Source organism: Streptococcus suis (assembly GCF_002964045.1).
Classification (GTDB): domain Bacteria; phylum Bacillota; class Bacilli; order Lactobacillales; family Streptococcaceae; genus Streptococcus; species Streptococcus suis_U.
In genome coordinates this window covers 1-17,174 of the sequence record NZ_POPB01000326.1, presented here as the reverse complement: position 1 = coordinate 17,174, position 17,174 = coordinate 1, and the positions used below count along the sequence as shown (strand labels likewise).

The 17,174-nt window shown below is 43.8% G+C and carries 22 protein-coding genes; 19 read left to right on the top strand and 3 right to left on the bottom strand.

The window, feature by feature from the left end:
- Window positions 1-220 precede the first annotated feature (220 nt).
- Together C1E99_RS06520 and C1E99_RS06515 are read left to right on the top strand one after the other, a co-directional pair.
- The gene (locus C1E99_RS06520; RefSeq protein ID WP_024377559.1) at window positions 221-982 is read left to right on the top strand and encodes a hypothetical protein; all 762 of its coding nucleotides are present in this window, start codon (window positions 221-223) and stop codon (window positions 980-982) included.
- The gene (locus C1E99_RS06515; RefSeq protein ID WP_024377558.1) at window positions 972-1,244 is read left to right on the top strand and encodes a PspC domain-containing protein; all 273 of its coding nucleotides are present in this window, start codon (window positions 972-974) and stop codon (window positions 1,242-1,244) included. Before C1E99_RS06520 ends, C1E99_RS06515 begins: the two co-directional genes overlap by 11 nt.
- A 42-nt stretch (window positions 1,245-1,286) precedes the next feature.
- Here the strand turns inward: C1E99_RS06515 and manA are convergent, their stop codons facing one another.
- The gene (manA, locus tag C1E99_RS06510) at window positions 1,287-2,231 is read right to left on the bottom strand and encodes a mannose-6-phosphate isomerase, class I (RefSeq protein WP_161951164.1); all 945 of its coding nucleotides are present in this window, start codon (window positions 2,229-2,231) and stop codon (window positions 1,287-1,289) included.
- A 191-nt stretch (window positions 2,232-2,422) separates the two neighbouring features.
- On the opposite strand from manA, the gene hprK reads away from it, so the two are divergent.
- The 5 genes from hprK (at window position 2,423) to C1E99_RS06485 (ending at window position 6,357) form a co-directional block, all read left to right on the top strand.
- On the top strand, window positions 2,423-3,355 hold the full coding sequence (hprK, locus tag C1E99_RS06505; RefSeq protein ID WP_105207012.1) for an HPr(Ser) kinase/phosphatase: 933 nt from the start codon (window positions 2,423-2,425) through the stop codon (window positions 3,353-3,355).
- A 1-nt stretch (window position 3,356) separates the two neighbouring features.
- Complete coding sequence (gene lgt / locus C1E99_RS06500; protein ID WP_105107079.1) at window positions 3,357-4,133, top strand: prolipoprotein diacylglyceryl transferase; 777 nt, start codon at window positions 3,357-3,359, stop codon at window positions 4,131-4,133.
- A 13-nt stretch (window positions 4,134-4,146) separates the two neighbouring features.
- Complete coding sequence (locus C1E99_RS06495; RefSeq protein WP_172003307.1) at window positions 4,147-4,557, top strand: DUF948 domain-containing protein; 411 nt, start codon at window positions 4,147-4,149, stop codon at window positions 4,555-4,557.
- Window positions 4,541-5,074 carry a YtxH domain-containing protein gene (locus C1E99_RS06490; protein ID WP_105207010.1) on the top strand — a complete coding sequence of 178 codons (534 nt, stop codon included), beginning with the start codon at window positions 4,541-4,543 and terminating at the stop codon, window positions 5,072-5,074. The genes C1E99_RS06495 and C1E99_RS06490 overlap by 17 nt, the downstream gene beginning before the upstream one ends.
- 158 nt (window positions 5,075-5,232) lie before the next feature.
- Window positions 5,233-6,357, top strand: coding sequence for an aminotransferase (locus C1E99_RS06485; RefSeq protein WP_105207009.1), 1,125 nt, complete (start codon window positions 5,233-5,235; stop codon window positions 6,355-6,357).
- A 1-nt stretch (window position 6,358) separates the two neighbouring features.
- Here C1E99_RS06485 and C1E99_RS06480 read toward each other — a convergent pair whose 3' ends face one another.
- Complete coding sequence (locus tag C1E99_RS06480; protein WP_105207008.1) at window positions 6,359-7,528, bottom strand: DUF2974 domain-containing protein; 1,170 nt, start codon at window positions 7,526-7,528, stop codon at window positions 6,359-6,361.
- Between the two features lie 135 nt (window positions 7,529-7,663).
- Here C1E99_RS06480 and C1E99_RS06475 point away from each other — a divergent pair, with 135 nt between their 5' ends.
- The 7 genes from C1E99_RS06475 (at window position 7,664) to C1E99_RS06445 (ending at window position 13,639) form a co-directional block, all read left to right on the top strand.
- On the top strand, window positions 7,664-8,347 hold the full coding sequence (locus tag C1E99_RS06475; RefSeq protein ID WP_105207007.1) for a response regulator transcription factor: 684 nt from the start codon (window positions 7,664-7,666) through the stop codon (window positions 8,345-8,347).
- The gene (locus C1E99_RS06470; RefSeq protein WP_105207006.1) at window positions 8,340-9,332 is read left to right on the top strand and encodes a sensor histidine kinase; all 993 of its coding nucleotides are present in this window, start codon (window positions 8,340-8,342) and stop codon (window positions 9,330-9,332) included. The genes C1E99_RS06475 and C1E99_RS06470 overlap by 8 nt, the downstream gene beginning before the upstream one ends.
- A gap of 95 nt (window positions 9,333-9,427) precedes the next feature.
- On the top strand, window positions 9,428-10,186 hold the full coding sequence (locus C1E99_RS06465; protein WP_105107085.1) for an ABC transporter ATP-binding protein: 759 nt from the start codon (window positions 9,428-9,430) through the stop codon (window positions 10,184-10,186).
- Window position 10,187: 1 nt separating this feature from the next.
- On the top strand, window positions 10,188-12,188 hold the full coding sequence (locus tag C1E99_RS06460) for an ABC transporter permease (protein ID WP_105207005.1): 2,001 nt from the start codon (window positions 10,188-10,190) through the stop codon (window positions 12,186-12,188).
- 176 nt (window positions 12,189-12,364) lie between these two features.
- On the top strand, window positions 12,365-12,529 hold the full coding sequence (locus C1E99_RS14965; protein WP_105207004.1) for a hypothetical protein: 165 nt from the start codon (window positions 12,365-12,367) through the stop codon (window positions 12,527-12,529).
- Window positions 12,526-12,843 carry a PadR family transcriptional regulator gene (locus C1E99_RS06450; RefSeq protein WP_105207003.1) on the top strand — a complete coding sequence of 106 codons (318 nt, stop codon included), beginning with the start codon at window positions 12,526-12,528 and terminating at the stop codon, window positions 12,841-12,843. The genes C1E99_RS14965 and C1E99_RS06450 overlap by 4 nt, the downstream gene beginning before the upstream one ends.
- Window position 12,844: 1 nt before the next feature.
- Entirely contained in the window at window positions 12,845-13,639 is a 795-nt protein-coding gene (locus C1E99_RS06445) for a hypothetical protein (protein ID WP_105207002.1), read from the top strand.
- A 319-nt stretch (window positions 13,640-13,958) separates the two neighbouring features.
- Here C1E99_RS06445 and C1E99_RS14490 read toward each other — a convergent pair whose 3' ends face one another.
- Window positions 13,959-14,051 carry a type I toxin-antitoxin system Fst family toxin gene (locus C1E99_RS14490; protein ID WP_109371243.1) on the bottom strand — a complete coding sequence of 31 codons (93 nt, stop codon included), beginning with the start codon at window positions 14,049-14,051 and terminating at the stop codon, window positions 13,959-13,961.
- A gap of 645 nt (window positions 14,052-14,696) precedes the next feature.
- Here C1E99_RS14490 and C1E99_RS06440 point away from each other — a divergent pair.
- The 5 genes from C1E99_RS06440 to C1E99_RS06420 all read left to right on the top strand — a co-directional run bounded on the left by C1E99_RS06440 (window position 14,697) and on the right by C1E99_RS06420 (window position 17,038).
- The gene (locus C1E99_RS06440) at window positions 14,697-14,933 is read left to right on the top strand and encodes a DUF2829 domain-containing protein (protein ID WP_004194840.1); all 237 of its coding nucleotides are present in this window, start codon (window positions 14,697-14,699) and stop codon (window positions 14,931-14,933) included.
- On the top strand, window positions 14,926-15,624 hold the full coding sequence (locus tag C1E99_RS06435) for a 3-oxoacyl-ACP reductase (protein WP_105207001.1): 699 nt from the start codon (window positions 14,926-14,928) through the stop codon (window positions 15,622-15,624). The genes C1E99_RS06440 and C1E99_RS06435 overlap by 8 nt, the downstream gene beginning before the upstream one ends.
- 11 nt (window positions 15,625-15,635) lie before the next feature.
- Window positions 15,636-16,187 carry a GNAT family N-acetyltransferase gene (locus tag C1E99_RS06430; protein WP_105107091.1) on the top strand — a complete coding sequence of 184 codons (552 nt, stop codon included), beginning with the start codon at window positions 15,636-15,638 and terminating at the stop codon, window positions 16,185-16,187.
- Window positions 16,184-16,657 (top strand): ASCH domain-containing protein, encoded by a 474-nt coding sequence (locus C1E99_RS06425; protein WP_105107092.1) that lies wholly within the window; start codon window positions 16,184-16,186, stop codon window positions 16,655-16,657. The genes C1E99_RS06430 and C1E99_RS06425 overlap by 4 nt, the downstream gene beginning before the upstream one ends.
- A 66-nt stretch (window positions 16,658-16,723) precedes the next feature.
- Window positions 16,724-17,038: a hypothetical protein gene (locus C1E99_RS06420; RefSeq protein ID WP_105207000.1), complete on the top strand. Its 315-nt coding sequence runs from the start codon at window positions 16,724-16,726 to the stop codon at window positions 17,036-17,038.
- The last annotated feature ends 136 nt before the right edge of the window (window positions 17,039-17,174 follow it).

The window sequence follows — 17,174 nt, the reverse complement described above, 5'->3', positions numbered from 1 at the left end:
TCTGTGGTATGATAAAGTTGTTCCATATGAGTCTTTCTAATGTGAGTGTGGTTGCTTTTCATTATAGGTCATATGGGACTTTTTGTATATACTCAAAAAGGCTCCATAATCTCCACGGTGGATTTACCCACTACAGAAATTATAGAGCCAGATAATCAGCCTTCGGGCTGATTTTTTTGTAGGGATTTATGATATACTAGAATGGAATTGAGGTGAGTCTATGACGCAAAAGAGAGAAGAACGCTTAATTGAGTTATATGAAAAAGGTGTCTTGACCAAGGAAGAGGCGCGTGCCTGTTTCAAGGAAATGAATCAGGAGCCTGACTTTCTTTTCGTGGAAGAAAAAGCCAAAATGAATTTTACCTTGCCAAATTTCAAGGTCTTTGCTTCTTCAAAGTTGAAACAAGCCTATACTTTTGAAGGGATTGAATCACTCTATCTAAAATTAACTGAGGGTAGACTGTCGTTGACTAAGTCAAAAACAGATCAAATCAGAGTAGAAATTAGTTATAATCAGGATGCGCCGGAAGATAAACTTCCTAGTATATATGTTGAAAAATGTGGGCTGTATTTCAGTAGTAGCTTGCCTTGCCGTGTTTCAATTAGTTTACCAGAGGTTTGGATGTCTGTCTTGGATTTGGAACTTGGTCAGGCAGATGCTCGCTTGGATTACTTACCGTTTGAGGATATTTCTATTCGCAGTTCAAGGGATAAAAAACAACAGGATATTCGCTTGACGACTTGCGGTGGTTATCCACAACATTTGAATGTAGAGTTGGCCCAGGCACCATTGACCTTACAAACGAGTAAGGGACAAGGGATTCGTGGGCAGATAGAGTCGCCATCTGGTCAGGTTTTGGTCAACCGAAAAAAGAAAGCCAGTCCCTACCAATTTGAAAAATCGGGCAATGATGTACTCTTTATCAAGGCACAGACTGGACAAGGTGCCTTCTATGTGAAAGGAATAAAAGATGTCGATTGATTTGTATAAAGTTAGACAGGGCAAGATTTTGTCGGGTGTCCTTGCAGGGCTAGCTCATAAACTGGGCTGGGAAGCCTGGGTGACACGCGCAATATTTATTGCAGGCCTTCTTTTAGGAAGATCTTTTCTCTTGTTGGTTGCTCTTTACGTGGTAGCAGCCTATTTCTTACCTTTTAAGGAAGATAGGGATGCGGAACGCTATGGAACAGGCCCTCGTAAGATAAAAGATGCGGAAAAGATAAATAAGTCTTGGTTTAGATAGAATGAAAAAACTTGAGTTTAAAGGCTCAAGTTTTTTGTATGCTTAGTTGGTATGGCTTGCGATGATGTTCATTTGGCCTGTAAAGGTCCAGTCTGTCACATCGGCTGGTAAGATAAAGTGGCTTCCTTTTTGAAGTGGGTAGCTGGTTTCACCGACTTGAATGGCTCCTTGACCTTCAATGACACTGATAAGCAAGTAGGGAACAGTCTGTTCCATTTTGATTTCTTGCTGGATATTCCATTTATATACGGTAAAGAAGGGATTGGCAACCAGAAGAGTCGAGTCAAGATTGCCTGCTTTGAGGTGGGCAGGTGTTGAGTTAGCAACAGGTCCGATGGTCAGGACATCAATCGATTTCTCAATGTGTAGTTCACGGAGGTTGCCTGCATCGTCACGGCGGTCAAAGTCATAGACACGGTAGGTTGTATCGCTAGATTGTTGGGTTTCTAGTATCATAATACCCTTACCGATGGCGTGCATGGTGCCGCTTGGTACGAAGAAAAAATCCCCCTTTTTGACAGGTACATGGGTCAACAGCTTGTCCCAATCCCCAGCTTCGATTTGTTGGCGAAGTTCTTCTTTGGAATTGGCATTGTGTCCATAAATAATCTCAGCTCCTTCCTCAGCTTCTAGAATGTACCAACATTCTGTCTTGCCTAGTTCTCCTTCGTGAGTCAGACCATAATTGTCATCAGGGTGAACCTGAACACTGAGCCAATCTTCAGCATCGAGAATTTTGGTTAAGAGTGGAAAGACAGCATCTTTTGGATTACCAAATAAATGCTTTTCATTTTTATAGAGGTCATCAAGTCCTCTCCCTTTATATTGACCATTTGAGACAGTCGTTACGCCATTTGGATGGGCAGAAATAGCCCAGCATTCACCAGTCTTATCACTAGGAATGTCGTAGTGGTAGTTGGTCCTTAAGCGATTGCCCCCCCAAATTTTTTCGTGCATAACAGGTGTCAGGAATAAAGGCTCCATGATGTTCTCCTTCAAAAATAAAATATATATAGAGTATAACAGATTTAGTAAGAAATTGTTAAAAAAATACAATAAACAGTGGTGGGAGATAAAATATGGAGAAAAATAACTATTCTTTATAGAAAAAATGTCTTGTATCTCCTCTTGTCCTTTGCTTGTGGTATAATATACTAAAACGGAAAGTGAGGCTAAGTATGACAGTTTATGTAAAAGATTTACTTGAAAATCTTAGAATCGAATGTGCTTATAGTACGGAGGAACTGCTCCAAAAAGAGATTACGACGTCTGATATTACACGTCCTGGGTTGGAGATGACGGGTTATTTTGATTATTATTCACCCGAGCGTATTCAGCTCATGGGAATGAAAGAGTGGTCTTATTTGATGGCCATGACAGCCCATAACCGCTACCAAGTGCTCTCGCAGATGTTTCAACCAGAAACGCCTGTAATTATTGTGGCGCGTGGTTTGGAAATCCCAGAGGAGATGTACCGAGCAGCTAAGGAGAAGAAGATTGCTATTTGCCGGAGCAAGACTGCGACCAGCCGTCTATCAGGGGAATTGTCTTCCTATCTGGACAGTCGATTGGCACAACGGACCAGCGTTCATGGCGTTTTGATGGACATTTACGGTATGGGTGTCCTTATCCAGGGAGATTCTGGTATCGGTAAGAGTGAGACAGGTCTTGAATTGGTCAAGCGTGGACACCGATTGGTGGCAGATGACCGAGTTGATGTTTTTGCCAAAGATGACGTGACCCTTTGGGGTGAGCCTGCGGAAATTCTTCGCCACTTATTAGAAATCCGTGGTGTCGGGATTATCGATATCATGAGCTTGTATGGTGCCAGCGCCGTTAAAGATTCATCAGAAGTTCAGTTGGCTGTTTATCTTGAAAACTATGAAACGGGTAAGGTCTTTGATCGTCTGGGGAATTCTGGTGATACCATTGAAATTGCAGGTATTTCGATTCCACAAATCCGCATCCCTGTTAAGACTGGTCGCAACATCTCTGTGGTTATTGAAGCAGCCGCTATGAACTACCGTGCTAAGCAAATGGGCTATGATGCAACGAAAATCTTTGAAGAGCGTCTAGGCAATCTCATCGAGCAGAACAGAGAGGAGGTCTAATATGGATCCAATTGCGATTAGATTAGGTCCTTTAGAAATCCGCTGGTATGCCATCTGTATCTTGATTGGCTTGGTTTTGGGTGTTTACTTGGCGACTAAGGAAGCACCACGCAAGAAGATTCTGCAGGATGATATTTTGGATTTTATCTTGCTAGCCTTTCCGCTTTCCATTATCGGAGCCAGAATCTACTATGTCGCTTTTTCATGGAGCGAATACAAGGATAATCTCTTGTCTGTCTTTGCTATCTGGAATGGTGGAATCGCTATATATGGTGGATTGATTACCGGGGCAATCGTACTCTATTTCTTCACTCGGCACCGCTTTATCAATACGCTAGACTTTCTGGATGTGGTGGCTCCTTCTGTCATGATTGCGCAAGCTATTGGGCGTTGGGGAAATTTCTTTAACCAGGAGGCCTATGGTAAGGCTGTGGACAGTTTGAACTACCTACCATCCTTTATCCGAGACCAGATGTATATTGATGGTGCCTACCGTCAACCAACCTTCTTGTTTGAAAGCCTGTGGAATCTGCTTGGTTTTGGCTTGATTTGTGTCCTACGCAGACGGCCAAAATTCCTCAAACAGGGTGAAATCACAGCTTTTTACTTGATTTGGTATGGTTGTGGTCGTCTTTTGATAGAAGGTTTGCGGACAGATAGCCTCATGTTCTTGGGCATCCGTGTTTCCCAATGGCTATCTGGAATTCTTATCTTATTAGGAATCAGCATGGTTGTGGTGCGGAGAAGAAAATCCTCCATCCCATATTATCAATCATAAAGGAGAATATATGATTATTGAAATTTCAGTCTTGATTATTGCCTTGTCCATCGCGGCTGTGGCAGTTTACATTGTTTTGCTTTTGAAAAAATTAGGAACAGTGACGGATGAGGCTCAACAAACCCTCAAGGTCTTGACCAGCGATGTCAATGTGACTCTTTACCAGACCAACGAACTCTTGGCCAAAACAAATGTTTTGGTGGAAGATGTCAATGGTAAGGTTTCGACCTTGGATCCGCTTTTTGTAGCGGTGGCTGATCTCTCAACTTCTGTGTCAGACTTGAATGCCTCTGCGCGTGGTTTGACGGTCAAAGCCAAGTCTGCAGGTGCAAATACGGTCAAAGCAGGTGGAGCTCTCTCTGCCTTGTCAACAATTTCATCTCTCTTAGGTAAGAAAGGAGAAAAAAATGGTAAAAAAATCTAGTGTCTTAACCAGCCTCTTATTAGGTGTAGCAGGAGGTGCAGCCGCAGCCGCATTTCTAGCAAGTAAAACTGGTAAATCGGTGAAAGAAAAAGTCGTTAATTTTGCTAATGACTATAAAGAAAAACATGAAGAAATCAATGCTGATTTGGTCAGCAAGGCTCAGGACTTGGGCAAGCAAGCTTCAGAGCGCTTTACAGAAGTCAAAACTCAGTTGGAAACTGGGGAATTGACAGTGGAAGATTTGGTCAAGTCAGGTAAGGAAAAATCTGTTGAAACCTTCGAGCAAATCAAGGAAAAAATCGCAGATCAAAACCTGTCAACGGCTGATATCTTGGAAGCCATCAAGGCTAAAACAGCCAAGGCTCCGACAGTGGATTTGACGGAAGAAAATGCTGAGGATGCTGTGGTGGTGTCTGAAGATATTGAAATTGATATCGAAGATGTTCAAACTGAAGTGGTATCAGAAATAGTTTCAGAAGTAGCAAGCGATACTGCCTCAGAAACAGTTGAAGGATAAAAAATGGCTCGTTATCAACTGTAATTGGTTGATGTTGACTATACTTAGAGAGGATTTATTGATCCTCTCTTTTTTAATGTTGAAGGTACTTTGTATATTTATACGATTTTGTGAGAATATGGTACAATAGAAACAGTAAAAAATGAAGTAGGAATAATATGAAATTACCACGTTTTGGCGTTGAGGAATGGCTGAATGTCCATGAAAATAGCGCGATTTATGATATTGCAGGAGTGTCCATTTCTTCATTGACTTTGGAGGAACTATTTGCCTTGTCGGGCACCAATCCTGAGGATTTTTATGAGAAATTGCAGAGCACCAAGCTCAATTATGGCTGGATAGAAGGTTCGCCAGCATTTAAAAAATCAGTTAGTCAACTCTATACAGGCGTCAAGCCAGAACAAATTCTCCAGACCAACGGGGCAACAGGGGCAAACTTGTTAGTTCTTTATGGTTTGATTGAGCCAGGAGACCATGTCATTTCCCTTTATCCGACCTACCAACAACTCTACGATATTCCAAAGTCTTTGGGAGCAGAAGTGGATTTGTGGCAGATTGAGGAAGAAAATGGCTGGTTGCCAGACTTGGAGAAATTGCGTCAGCTCATTCGTCCCAATACCAAGATGATTTGCATCAACAATGCCAATAATCCAACTGGTGCAGTTATGGATAGGGCTTATTTGGAAGAATTGGCGGAAATTGCTGGTGAAGTTGGGGCTTACATTCTATCGGATGAAGTCTATCGTTCCTTTTCAGAACTGGATGTGCCGTCTATTATTGATGTCTATGACAAGGGCATTGCGGTTAATAGTCTGTCTAAGACCTATTCTCTGCCAGGTATTCGTGTCGGTTGGGTGGCTGCCAATCATCAAGTAACCGATATTCTGAGAGATTACCGGGATTACACTATGATTTGTGCAGGTGTCTTTGACGATCTGGTGGCCCAACTCGCTCTGGCATCTCGCAAAGAGATTTTGAAAAGAAATCGGCGTATTTTAGAAGAGAATTTAGCAATTTTGGACCAATGGATTGAGGAAGAACCCCTCGTTTCCTATATTCGCCCTGCTGTCGTATCTACAAGCTTTGTCAAGATTGCAGTGGAGATGCCTATGGAAGAATTTTGCTTGCTACTTTTGCAAGAACATGGTGTTCTTTTAGTGCCTGGCAATCGATTTGATCGTGATGGCTATGTCCGTCTGGGCTATGCTTGTGAAAAAGAAACCTTAATCAAGGGTTTGGAAATGCTATCTCAATTTTTAAGAAGATTCGATAATAAAAACTAGTTCAGGTGGTTGAGCTAGTTTTCGTATTTCTTTGGAAAAGTTTCCGCCAATCTGGTAGAGAGATTTCAGGGCTTGGAATATTGTCCCTCCAGATTTGATAACGGGTATCAAAGAGGAGCCGAATGAGTTTGTCCATCATTTCAGCTTCTTGAGGAGATAATTCTTTTCTCAATCGGTCCATTTCCTGTAATTTCTGTAGGGGATTTACCGTGATGTCACTGAACCGTTCAATCCCTGCTTGGATGAAAATCCCGAAAAAGAGGTCAAAGAAATCTTTCAATTCTTCATCCGTTAGGCTAGCAGTCCAGGTTTTTAAAGTCTGGTCTGTTTGTAGGCTATCGCTGGTCAGGGCAGGGGCTGACTTGAAATCATTTCCTTCAATTTCCCACGAAAAGCTGATGTGTTGGAGCAGTCCGACCGTGTTGCTCTGAACAATTTGGGCATGTTCAGGTGTTTCCAACATCATTCCTACAATAGAATTTTGAGGAATGATAGGGTGGATACGGTCTTGGATGTTTTTGTAGCCAGGGGCATCTAAATGTTTTTTATGAAGTCCAGGAGAATCAAAAGGATAAATAGCAAGGATACGTTCTTGCAACTCAGGAGCTTGCTGGCTAGCAGCATAAAGAGCTAAATTTCCACCTTTGGAATGCCCTGAGATATAGAAATTCCCCGTTTGACTGGACATTATGTTCTCCAAATAAACACTTGCAGAACGTTGGGCAGGAATTTCATCCATATAGGTCATTTGGAAGTCTTCCTTCCAACCGATGATGGTGTCATCAGTCCCACGAAAAGCTGTCAAGATGGTCTGTCTATCCAGGCGATAGCTGATTGCGGAGAATTGTTGTTCTTGGTCCAACTGATAGTCGTCAACGAAGCCAAATGCCTTGATAGACTTGAAGCGTATGGATTTGGCTAGAAGGGCAAATAAGGCTAGGCGGTTTTTGGTCACCATAGAAAAGGGAGGGAAATCATTCTGATAGGTGGCCTCAAACTGCTCGGCCAGATGGTCCAGTCGGATGCCAGTTTCTGTGAAGGAAGTGGGAACTAGTCTGTCAAAAGGTAAGTAGGAAAGCTCGGTCAGGGCCAAAATGTCCAGTTTGTTGAGGGGCTGGTCGTAAAAGCTCTCGTATTGGGTATCTTCGATGTAGTTGAGTAAATTAGGCATGGCAATCCTTTCTTTTTTCTAGTATAACGAAATATGTGTGGAATGACAAATCTGGGTTGGAAATGTAGAAAATCCCCCTTTTTTACTGAAATTTAGGCTATAATAAATAGTATATAGTAAGAGAGGGAAAATGTTATGCAGAGAATTCTTCTGGTTGAGGATGACCGAGTTATCAGTCAATTAGTTGCTAAGAGTCTTACAAACTGGGGTTATCAGGTTCAAGAGATCCAAGATTTTCAGACGGTGTTGGACCAAATAAGCGATTTTCAGCCCCATTTGATTTTGCTGGATATTGGTCTGCCTTTTTTCAATGGCTATTACTGGTGTCAGGAAATTCGCAAGACATCCCGTGTGCCTATTATGTTTCTGTCTTCCCATGACCAGCCCATGGATATTGTCATGGCGATCAATATGGGGGCGGATGACTATGTGACCAAGCCCTTTGAAATGACAGTTCTTTTGGCTAAAATACAGGGGCTACTCAGAAGAACCTATGACTTTGTCGGAGAACAAAGTGTACTCTGGTTTGAAGAGGTTTCCCTAGACCTAAAGACCATGCAGGTGTCCTATGGACAGGTTGTGGAAGAGCTAACGCGAAATGAATTTCAGATTTTACGGGTGCTTTTTGAACATGGTAAGGAAGTCGTCAGCCGTGAGGAGTTGATGAGAGAACTCTGGAACAGTGATATTTTTGTGGATGACAATACTTTGTCGGTTAACATTGCTCGCCTGCGTAAGAAATTGGCAGAACTGGGTCTGCCAGATGTGATTGCGACCAAGAAAGGAGTAGGCTACGGCCTGGTGTGGACACATGAATAAGGATGATTTTGGCTCATTAGTACCAGGATTTTTGACATCATGGCTTGGTCATCGCTTAATTTTTCTGATAGCCTACGCCATTTTTGCTGTGGCTATTTTGGCTTATAGTAGCCTCTTTGACATCCAAAGAAATCTGGTTTTCTACGCCCTCACCCTGCTCACTATCTGCTGGCTCCTCGCCCTCCTCTGGGATTTTGTCAGGGAATTTTCCCGCTTTGGAAAAATCTGGCGTGGTCAGAAAGTGACTACTGGGACAGCCAGTGAGCGTTTGTTGCAGGAAAAAGTGGAGCGACTAGAAGTCCAGAACAAGCAAATCCTAGAAAAACAGCGACAGGAACAGACAGAATTAGATGACTACTACACCCTTTGGGCCCACCAGATGAAAACGCCGATTGCAGCCAGTCAGCTCTTGGTCAAGGAAGTAGATAGTAGTTCAGTCCGTCATCAATTAGAATCGGAATTGTTCAAGATAGAACAATACACAGGCTTGGTCTTGAACTATCTCCGTTTACAGTCCTTTCATGATGATTTGGTTATCGAATCCGTCAATTTGGAAGAGTTGGTCAGAAGTTTGGTCAAGAAATATTCCCTGTTTTTCATTCAGGCCAATACTAGCTTGGACTTGGGACAGTTGGATAGACTCGTTAAGACCGACAAACGCTGGCTGGGTCTCTTGATAGAACAAATTTTATCCAACGCCCTCAAATATTGTCAGGGGGGAAGTATTTCGATTGCTCTGGATGGAGATGAGTTGGTTATTCGTGATACAGGCATTGGGATTGCAGAGAGTGACTTGGAGCGGGTTTTTGAGCGTGGTTTTTCAGGTTTCAATGGCCGCAGAACCCAGCAGTCTTCGGGTCTGGGACTTTATCTCTCCCGGAAAATCGCTGCGGAGCTGGGCTATTCCCTCAAACTAAGCTCCAAAGTGGGGCGGGGAACAGAAGTGCGAATTGGCATCAAAGAAGTGGAGTTGATTTTTGACTAATCTTACAAAACTGTCACGCAAATGAAAGCTAGGGCTATGGCAGACTGTCGGAGGATGGGCTAGAATGGGGGTAGAAAAAGAAAAGGAGTCAAGTTATGTCAGTTTTAGATGTTCAACACGTTCAAAAGATATACAGTTCTCGCTTTAAGGCGGGGCAGGTTGAGGCCTTGAAGGATATTCACTTTGCCGTTGAAGAGGGTGAGTATGTGGCGATCATGGGGGAATCGGGTTCTGGAAAATCCACCTTGCTCAATATTTTGGCAACCCTTGATAAGCCAACGCAGGGCAAGGTCCTGCTCAATGGTGTTAATACAGAAACGATTAAGAGCAAGGAAGCTGCAGCCTTTCGTCGAGAGAAGTTGGGCTTTGTCTTTCAGGATTTCAACCTCTTGGATACCCTCTCGGTCAAGGACAATGTGCTCTTGCCTTTGGTTTTGTCTCGCTATCCGATTGATGAGATGAACAATCGACTGGTTCATACACTAAATAGTCTAGGAATTGCGACCTTACAAGACAAGATGCCCTACGAGATTTCAGGCGGTCAGCAGCAACGGGTTGCGGTGGCGCGTGCCATCATCACCCAGCCAGAAATCCTTTTGGCAGATGAGCCGACTGGGGCCCTCGATTCCAAATCATCTGCAACCTTGTTGGATGTTTTTGAGCAGATTAACCAGCAGGGGCAGACCATTCTGATGGTGACTCACTCTACAGCTGCAGCCAGTCGCGCCAAACGGGTCCTTTTTATCAAGGACGGTATTCTCTATAATCAAATCTACCGTGGTGAACGAACTAGTCAGGAAATGTATCAGCTGATTTCAGATACCTTGACAGTCATGGCGAATCGAGGTGAGTAATATGTTTGGACTAACCTTTCGATTGGCTCTTACCAATCTCAAAAAGAACCGTAGGCTCTATTTTCCCTATGCCTTAATGACCACTGTTTCAACAGCTATAGCCTATATTTTTACTTCTTTGACTTTTCATCCAGATTTGAGCAAGATAAGAGGTGCTGACGGAATAAATATGGTTTTGGGCTTCGGTATGATTGTGGTCATGTTGGCGGTCGCTATTATGATTCTCTATGCCAATAGTTTTGTTATGAAGCAGCGGTCAAAAGAGTTTGGTGTCTATAGCATTCTAGGCTTGGAGAAAAAACACCTTCTCTTAATGACCTTCCTAGAAAATCTAGTTTTCGCAGCTAGCACTATTTTGACAGGAACCTTGTTGGGATTAGCTCTAGATAAACTTTTCTATGCGCTCTTGCTGAAAGCCATGCAGATGCCTGTGGTCTTGGCTTCAACCTTCCAGTTGAAAAGTCTAGTCACTGTACTTATCTATCTCTTTGGGATTTTTGCCTTGGTCAGCCTCTTTAATATTGGGAAGTTGGGCTTGACCGACTCGCTCAAACTAGTTCAGGGCAAGAAGCGTGGGGACAAGCCAACAGGCTTCCTCTGGCTACAAACCCTCTTAGCCCTTATCTTATTGGGTGCGGGCTATGCTATTGCCCAACTAGTGACCAGTCCGCTGAAAGCTATTCCAAGTTTCTTTGGAGCAACCTTACTGGTTATCCTTGGGACTTACTTGCTTTTCCAATCAGGTGTCATCAGTCTCTTAAACTGGCTAAAACACCGTCAGACCTATTACTACAAGCCTGAGAATTTTATTTCAGTTTCCAACTTGATTTTCCGTATGCGGAAAAATGCTCTGGGCCTTGCGACCATTACCATCCTCTCCAGCATGTTTTTGGTGACCATGGTTGGAGGACTTAATATTTACATCGGTGGCAAAGATTATATTGCCAATCAAAACCCAAATGATTATTCGATTGATGTTGGAATGCAACCAACCGCTTCAAAAACACAAGTGGAGGAGTGGGCGGAAGCTATCTTAGAAGAGAAGGATATTCCTATTGAAAGTAAGGTGGTCTATCCTTACCAGCAAGCCTCTTTTACTGAGGTGACAAATCAGCAAGTAAGATTTTTTACGGTTGAAGATGCCGCTAGCGTAGATTTCTCTGACCTGGGTGTTGGTTTTATCCTTGATCAAGCCAGCTATGAAAAGATGACTGGAGAGGCGCTCCAGTTGGCAAGTGACCAAGTAGCCATCTACAGTAAGGGAGTCCAGTATCAAGCAGGTCAAACTCTTACATTTGATGAAAAGGAGATGGAAGTTGTCCAAGTCTTGCCTAAGAATGTGACCTTGGGTCATCTGCCTGACCATATGTCTTTCATTGTCAGTCAGTACTTAGTCATTGTGGTTCAAGATCTGACGATATTTGAAAATCAAGCTGAGAATCGCTATTATATGGGCTTTGAAAGCAGTCTATCAGAAGAAGAACAGGTAGATAGCCATGACGCCTTTTTATCAGGACGTTTTGAAAGTGAGCTTTGGGAGTCCAATATATTACAGAATGTAACGAACGCCATCAGTCTCGCCTATCGTGCCTATGCAATGCGTGGTTTCTTCAGTTTTGCAGGTTCACTTTTCTTCATTGGCCTCTTGCTATCGCTCATCTTTTTGATGGCGGTGGTGCTGGTGATTTACTTCAAACAGATTTCAGAAGGCTATGAAGACAGAGACCGCTTCATCATCATGACCAAGGTTGGCTTGGACGAGGACCAGACGAGACAGTCTATTCGCAAGCAATTACTGACCGTCTTTTTCCTGCCTATCCTACTTGCCTTTGTCCATCTTGCCTTTGCCTACAAGATGTTATCATCCATTCTTTTATCTATCGGCGTGGTTAATGCAGGGCTTATGTTACAGGTGACAGTAGGCATCTGTGGTGGCTATCTCCTCCTCTACCTAGTGGTCTATGCCATCACAACACGATCTTACAAACAGATTATTTCCTAAACTTGGGGTGACCCAAGTTTTTAATTTTTTCACTATTTTGTTTTACATACTAGCTACCATGTGTTATACTATAGATACAAGGCTAATAGGTAAAACAAACTAGTGATAGAGGACAAAGAAAATCACTTTTATTTTTATCAAACTAGTCGGTATTACAAACTAGGTAGGGAGGCAGTATGAAACTGGATAAGAAAAGTCGGGAAAATTGGAAACTAGCAGGCATCACGCTTGTGACGGCCATTATAACTGGCTGGGCTTTGGTTTCTATTGTGATTTTAGGTATCCTGTTAGCATCAGGCCTATTGTTTGGATTTTTTACAGATGATGAGGAGAGCTTATGAAAGAAACCCAGATGCTCAAGGGGGTCCTGGATGGCTGTGTCTTACAAATTATCAGTCAGAAGGAGATTTATGGTTATGAGCTGGTTCAGGAATTGAGAAATCAGGGCTTTGAAAACATGGTCGGAGGGACAGTCTATCCTCTGCTCCAGAAGTTAGAGAAAAATAGCCTGATTTTTAGTCAGAACAAGCCCTCGCCAGGCGGACCAGACAGAAAGTATTTCTATCTTACAGACCAGGGAAAGGCTTATCTAGAAGATTTTTGGAGCCAGTGGACGGAATTGGTTCGAAAAGTTCAGCGATTGAAAGGAGAATAAGATGAGCAAACAAATGGAATACCGCAAGCAGATTGAAGTGATTGAAAGCCAGTTGACCAAGGAAAACAAGGAGTATATGGGCCGTATAAATGGTTATATGATGATTGCCTCTGTTTTTCACAAGCAGGAAGAAGCAGTGACTGCCCAGCTCTTATCCATTTACCAAGATGTTCTTGAAGCCCAAAAAGACGGGCTTTCGGCGGAGGATTTTCTGGGCAAAGACAGCAAGCAGATGGCGGACGACCTACTCAGCTATCTCCCTCCGATTGGTTTCGTGGAAGTCGCAAACCTGAGTGGTCTCATGCTGGTCATCTATCTAGGTAGCCAATGGCTAATGGACTTTGCAGGGACAGGAACCATCTCTCTCAACTGGCTGGACTTGATCTGCGACGCGCTACTTAGCCTCCTCCTCCCCGCTGGGATTTTCCTCATCATTCGCGGTTTGATTTACCAGACCAGCAAAATCAAGGTTTGGGCAAGTTTTCTCTGCATCCCCCTTCTTTTTCTCGTGATTTGTGGACTTCGTCTCTGGGCAATGCCCAAGGAACCTGACCTAGTCTTGACTGGCTGGGGGCTTCTAGTGCCACTCACCTTGCTCGGTCTCGCTCTGCTATTTTTCCAAAAGGAAAAATTAGTCCGCTATGTCTTTTTACCGACCTATCTCTTTATGATTGTTGGAGGTGTGGTAAATATGGTCATGACCGTTCCAGTTTGGCTCAATCTGATGTTGGTCATTCTTCCAGCTATGGCCTTTTGGATTGGAACTGCGGTTTTGTTGGTGAGGAAACCGAAATAGAAGCGATTTTTTGGTATAATAGAGTGAGGTTTATAGGGTTCGATTGATAGACTGGAAATAAGAAGTTACCTTCGGCGCGTCATGCTAGCCCCTCGTGTCAGGCAACATGCGGGGGTATTCTGATACTAGACTATATTTTGCCAATTCAGAGATAGTCTATGAATCGCTAACGTAAATAAACCATTTGACAATTGAATAAAAGGGTGCTATACTCTAAGTAATGATGATTAGAGTTCCAAAGGAACACAAAAAGCCCCCAACGTTGCAGCGTTGAGGGTTTTCTTTTTGGCTCTAAGCTTTTTCAAGCTATGCCCTAGGGTTATTTGTTGCGTGAGTTGAGCCAATACTCAAACAATGCTGTCAGGATAGATACCAGCAAAGGAGCAACAAACGTGATGATAAAAAGTTCCATTAGAACACTTCACCCCCTTTCTATCCCAAAGGGGCAAGCAAAGTATATCAGAATACCGGGAGTGGGAAAGAACTCAACAATTAAAAGAAGAGTTCCCCACACTTCCAAACAGTAGGTTCGGGCTAAAATAGTCCACTGGACTATTTTACTCCCACTCCCGCACAGCTCCAACTGTCTGGGAGACAGTTGGAGGTTGGAAATGAAGCGAACTTTGTTCGCAACAATAGTAAAGGTCGGATTTGGAGTGTGAAACACGAATTGCTGAGATTTTCTTTGCAAATCTTATCTCCAACCTTTAACAGTCCACTGGACTGTTAAAGCCAATCAACTACTGCGCTGAGATGTTGACATGAACTCTAAGAAGTGGCACTGGGCTTTTTGTCCAGCCTCGCTCGAATTCATCCCTATTTGCTTATTTTTAATCAAATTATAGTTCTAGCAAGAAGCACCCCTGTTTAAACGGAATATCCAGTAAAATAGGAGACAGAAGATAACCTACAGAAAAAAGATGCTGTTTCATTCTATGAAAAAGCCATCAATAATCTCTAGGGTGAACAAAAAGGTGAACAAATTACTGAACTAGCATTATGCAACGTGCTAGAAACCTTATTAAATCAACATTTATAAACAACAAAGGAGTAAACCATGACATTTGAAGAGATTTTACCAGGCTTGAAAGCCAAGAAAAAGTATGTTCGCACAGGCTGGGGCGGGGCGGAGAACTACGTCCAGCTCTTTGACACCATTGAGGTCCACGGGCAAAAGTTGGAGGCGACCCCCTATTTCCTCATCAACGTGACGGGCGAGGGAGAAGGCTTCTCCATGTGGAGCCCGACCCCTTGCGATGTCCTTGCGACCGACTGGGTAGAAGTCCATGACTAAGACAGCTCTCATCACCGGCGTTTCCAGCGGCATTGGCCTTGCGCAGGCAGGGATTTTTTTGGAAAATGGCTGGCGTGTCTACGGGATTGACCAGAGCAGCAAGCCTGATTTGGCAGGTGATTTCCACTTTCTACAACTGGACCTGACTGGCGATTTAAGCCCAGTCTTTTCATGGTGCCAGACAGTTGATGCTCTCTGTAACACCGCAGGCATTCTAGACGATTACCGACCCCATCTCGATATTGGGGAGGATGAATTAGCTCGCATCTTCGCGGTGAATTTTTTTGCTGTGACTAGACTGACCCGTCCCTACCTGCAGCAAATGGTGGACAGGCAGTCAGGCATCATTATCAATATGTGCTCCATTGCTTCTAGCCTTGCAGGCGGAGGAGGTTCAGCCTATACCGCCTCCAAGCACGCTTTGGCAGGTTTTACCAAGCAGCTGGCACTGGACTATGCCAAGGACAAGGTCCAGGTTTTCGGCATCGCACCAGGTGCCGTCCAAACAGGCATGACCCAGAAGGACTTTGAGCCTGGTGGTCTGGAGGATTGGGTGGCAGACCAGACCCCTATCGGACGCTGGTCCCAGCCAAGTGAAATAGCAGAGCTAACCTTTATGCTAGCCAGCGGCAAACTGGCTTCTATGCAAGGCCAAATTATCACCATCGACGGCGGCTGGAGTTTGAAGTAGGGAGGAATGTTATGATTCTTGAATCTAATCGCCTTTTGCTCCGTCCTTGGAGCGAGTCAGACGCAGTTGACTTATTTTCTCAGGCCAGTCATCCAGGTGTAGGACCCGCAGCGGGTTGGCCAGTTCATCAAAGTCTGGAAGAAAGTCGAGAAATTATCAAGACAGTCCTCAGTCAACTAGAAACCTATGCCCTTGTCCTCAAAGAAACGGGTCAGGTCATTGGCAGTATTGGCCTGATGATTGGCAAGCAGAGCGGGCTTGATTTGCCAGATTCAGGAGCAGAACTGGGCTACTGGCTTGGACAGGGATTTTGGGGACAAGGCCTCATTCCAGAAGCTTGTCAAGTTTTACTGGATTACGGATTTTCCCAGTTGAGTTTAGACAAGATTTGGTGCCGTGCGTTTGTAGAAAATAGTAAGTCTCTGCGTGTCCAAGAAAAACTGGGCTTTGTTTACCAATACCTCTTGGAAGATGTGCATTTCCCACTCATTGATGAAGTTCGTACCGAACGAGTGAGCCTGTTGACGAGAGGAGAATGGTATTCTAGAAAGGAAAAACCATGACACCAACACAACTCTGGCAAGAATTTCTTGCCTCCAATCCCCAAGCTGGTCCTGAGCCAGAGGCCTGGGCCTTTGGGGCGGAAGCTGATCGACTGGCTGAATTGGTGGCTAGAGGCATCAAAACCTCGACCAGCTCTGCCCATGCCCTCTACGCAGTAGAGGGAGAAGAAATCCCGACGGCTGGTGGCTACGACATCATTCTCGATGGGCAAGGTCAGGCTGTGTGTATTATCCAGACCACCAAGGTCTATGTGACGCCCTTTTCCCAAGTGACGGAAGAACATGCCTATAAGGAGGGCGAGTTCCGTCAGGAAGGTGACTTGTCTGACATAAAAGCGAAAAGTCTGATCCACTGGCGGCAGGTCCACGAAGAACTCTTCACGATATGGCTGGCAGAAGCAGGTCTGCCCTTCTCAGAAGATATGCTGGTTGTCTGTGAAGAATTTGAATTGGTTTACCCTAAAATGTAAGTTTTCTCTTGTGAGCACCTCGGTTCTATAGTATAATAATATAAAAAACAAACCAAGGAGTTTGCTATGGATAAAAAACGTATCATTGAGTTATTGGACCAGCTTTCTCCCATTTTGGCCGGGAAAGAGGAAACAATCGGCAAAGAACTGACGGAGAAATTGCAGTCAGCTCTTGAGCTTGTCAAGGAAGATGTGGCAAGTAAGGAAGGATTGGCACTTGAGACCAGTTTGTCAGGCTTTGTGCAGTCCATTTCTAATGCTAGCTTGCCAGGCGCCAATCTCCGTTTTACAGACCAAGAACGTCCTGTCTGGGAGGAATTTAAATCCCTGACGGAGCAAGCAAGAGCAGATTGTCAAAGAGGATTTCAACTATTTCATTAAAATTATAAGGAGCTCAGGCTCCTTTCAGATTGCAGACAAACATCGTTTTGGTGTTTGTCTTTTTTACTGTTTTTAGGGAAAAATAGCTGTTTTGGTGCTTAAACCACCTCATCTGGACAAAATAAAAAGGCCTTCT

Excerpts from the sequence above, each read along its gene's own strand:
- C1E99_RS06520 (WP_024377559.1), top strand. The coding sequence starts at position 221 with ATGACGCAAAAGAGAGAAGAACGCTTAATTGAGTTATATGAAAAAGGT.
- C1E99_RS06515 (WP_024377558.1), top strand. The coding sequence starts at position 972 with ATGTCGATTGATTTGTATAAAGTTAGACAGGGCAAGATTTTGTCGGGT.
- hprK (WP_105207012.1), top strand. The coding sequence starts at position 2,423 with ATGACAGTTTATGTAAAAGATTTACTTGAAAATCTTAGAATCGAATGT.
- lgt (WP_105107079.1), top strand. The coding sequence starts at position 3,357 with ATGGATCCAATTGCGATTAGATTAGGTCCTTTAGAAATCCGCTGGTAT.
- C1E99_RS06490 (WP_105207010.1), top strand. The coding sequence starts at position 4,541 with ATGGTAAAAAAATCTAGTGTCTTAACCAGCCTCTTATTAGGTGTAGCA.
- C1E99_RS06485 (WP_105207009.1), top strand. The coding sequence starts at position 5,233 with ATGAAATTACCACGTTTTGGCGTTGAGGAATGGCTGAATGTCCATGAA.
- C1E99_RS06480 (WP_105207008.1), bottom strand. The coding sequence starts at position 7,528 with ATGCCTAATTTACTCAACTACATCGAAGATACCCAATACGAGAGCTTT.
- C1E99_RS06475 (WP_105207007.1), top strand. The coding sequence starts at position 7,664 with ATGCAGAGAATTCTTCTGGTTGAGGATGACCGAGTTATCAGTCAATTA.
- C1E99_RS06470 (WP_105207006.1), top strand. The coding sequence starts at position 8,340 with ATGAATAAGGATGATTTTGGCTCATTAGTACCAGGATTTTTGACATCA.
- C1E99_RS06465 (WP_105107085.1), top strand. The coding sequence starts at position 9,428 with ATGTCAGTTTTAGATGTTCAACACGTTCAAAAGATATACAGTTCTCGC.
- C1E99_RS06460 (WP_105207005.1), top strand. The coding sequence starts at position 10,188 with ATGTTTGGACTAACCTTTCGATTGGCTCTTACCAATCTCAAAAAGAAC.
- C1E99_RS14965 (WP_105207004.1), top strand. The coding sequence starts at position 12,365 with ATGAAACTGGATAAGAAAAGTCGGGAAAATTGGAAACTAGCAGGCATC.
- C1E99_RS06450 (WP_105207003.1), top strand. The coding sequence starts at position 12,526 with ATGAAAGAAACCCAGATGCTCAAGGGGGTCCTGGATGGCTGTGTCTTA.
- C1E99_RS06445 (WP_105207002.1), top strand. The coding sequence starts at position 12,845 with ATGAGCAAACAAATGGAATACCGCAAGCAGATTGAAGTGATTGAAAGC.
- C1E99_RS14490 (WP_109371243.1), bottom strand. The coding sequence starts at position 14,051 with ATGGAACTTTTTATCATCACGTTTGTTGCTCCTTTGCTGGTATCTATC.
- C1E99_RS06440 (WP_004194840.1), top strand. The coding sequence starts at position 14,697 with ATGACATTTGAAGAGATTTTACCAGGCTTGAAAGCCAAGAAAAAGTAT.
- C1E99_RS06435 (WP_105207001.1), top strand. The coding sequence starts at position 14,926 with ATGACTAAGACAGCTCTCATCACCGGCGTTTCCAGCGGCATTGGCCTT.
- C1E99_RS06430 (WP_105107091.1), top strand. The coding sequence starts at position 15,636 with ATGATTCTTGAATCTAATCGCCTTTTGCTCCGTCCTTGGAGCGAGTCA.
- C1E99_RS06425 (WP_105107092.1), top strand. The coding sequence starts at position 16,184 with ATGACACCAACACAACTCTGGCAAGAATTTCTTGCCTCCAATCCCCAA.
- C1E99_RS06420 (WP_105207000.1), top strand. The coding sequence starts at position 16,724 with ATGGATAAAAAACGTATCATTGAGTTATTGGACCAGCTTTCTCCCATT.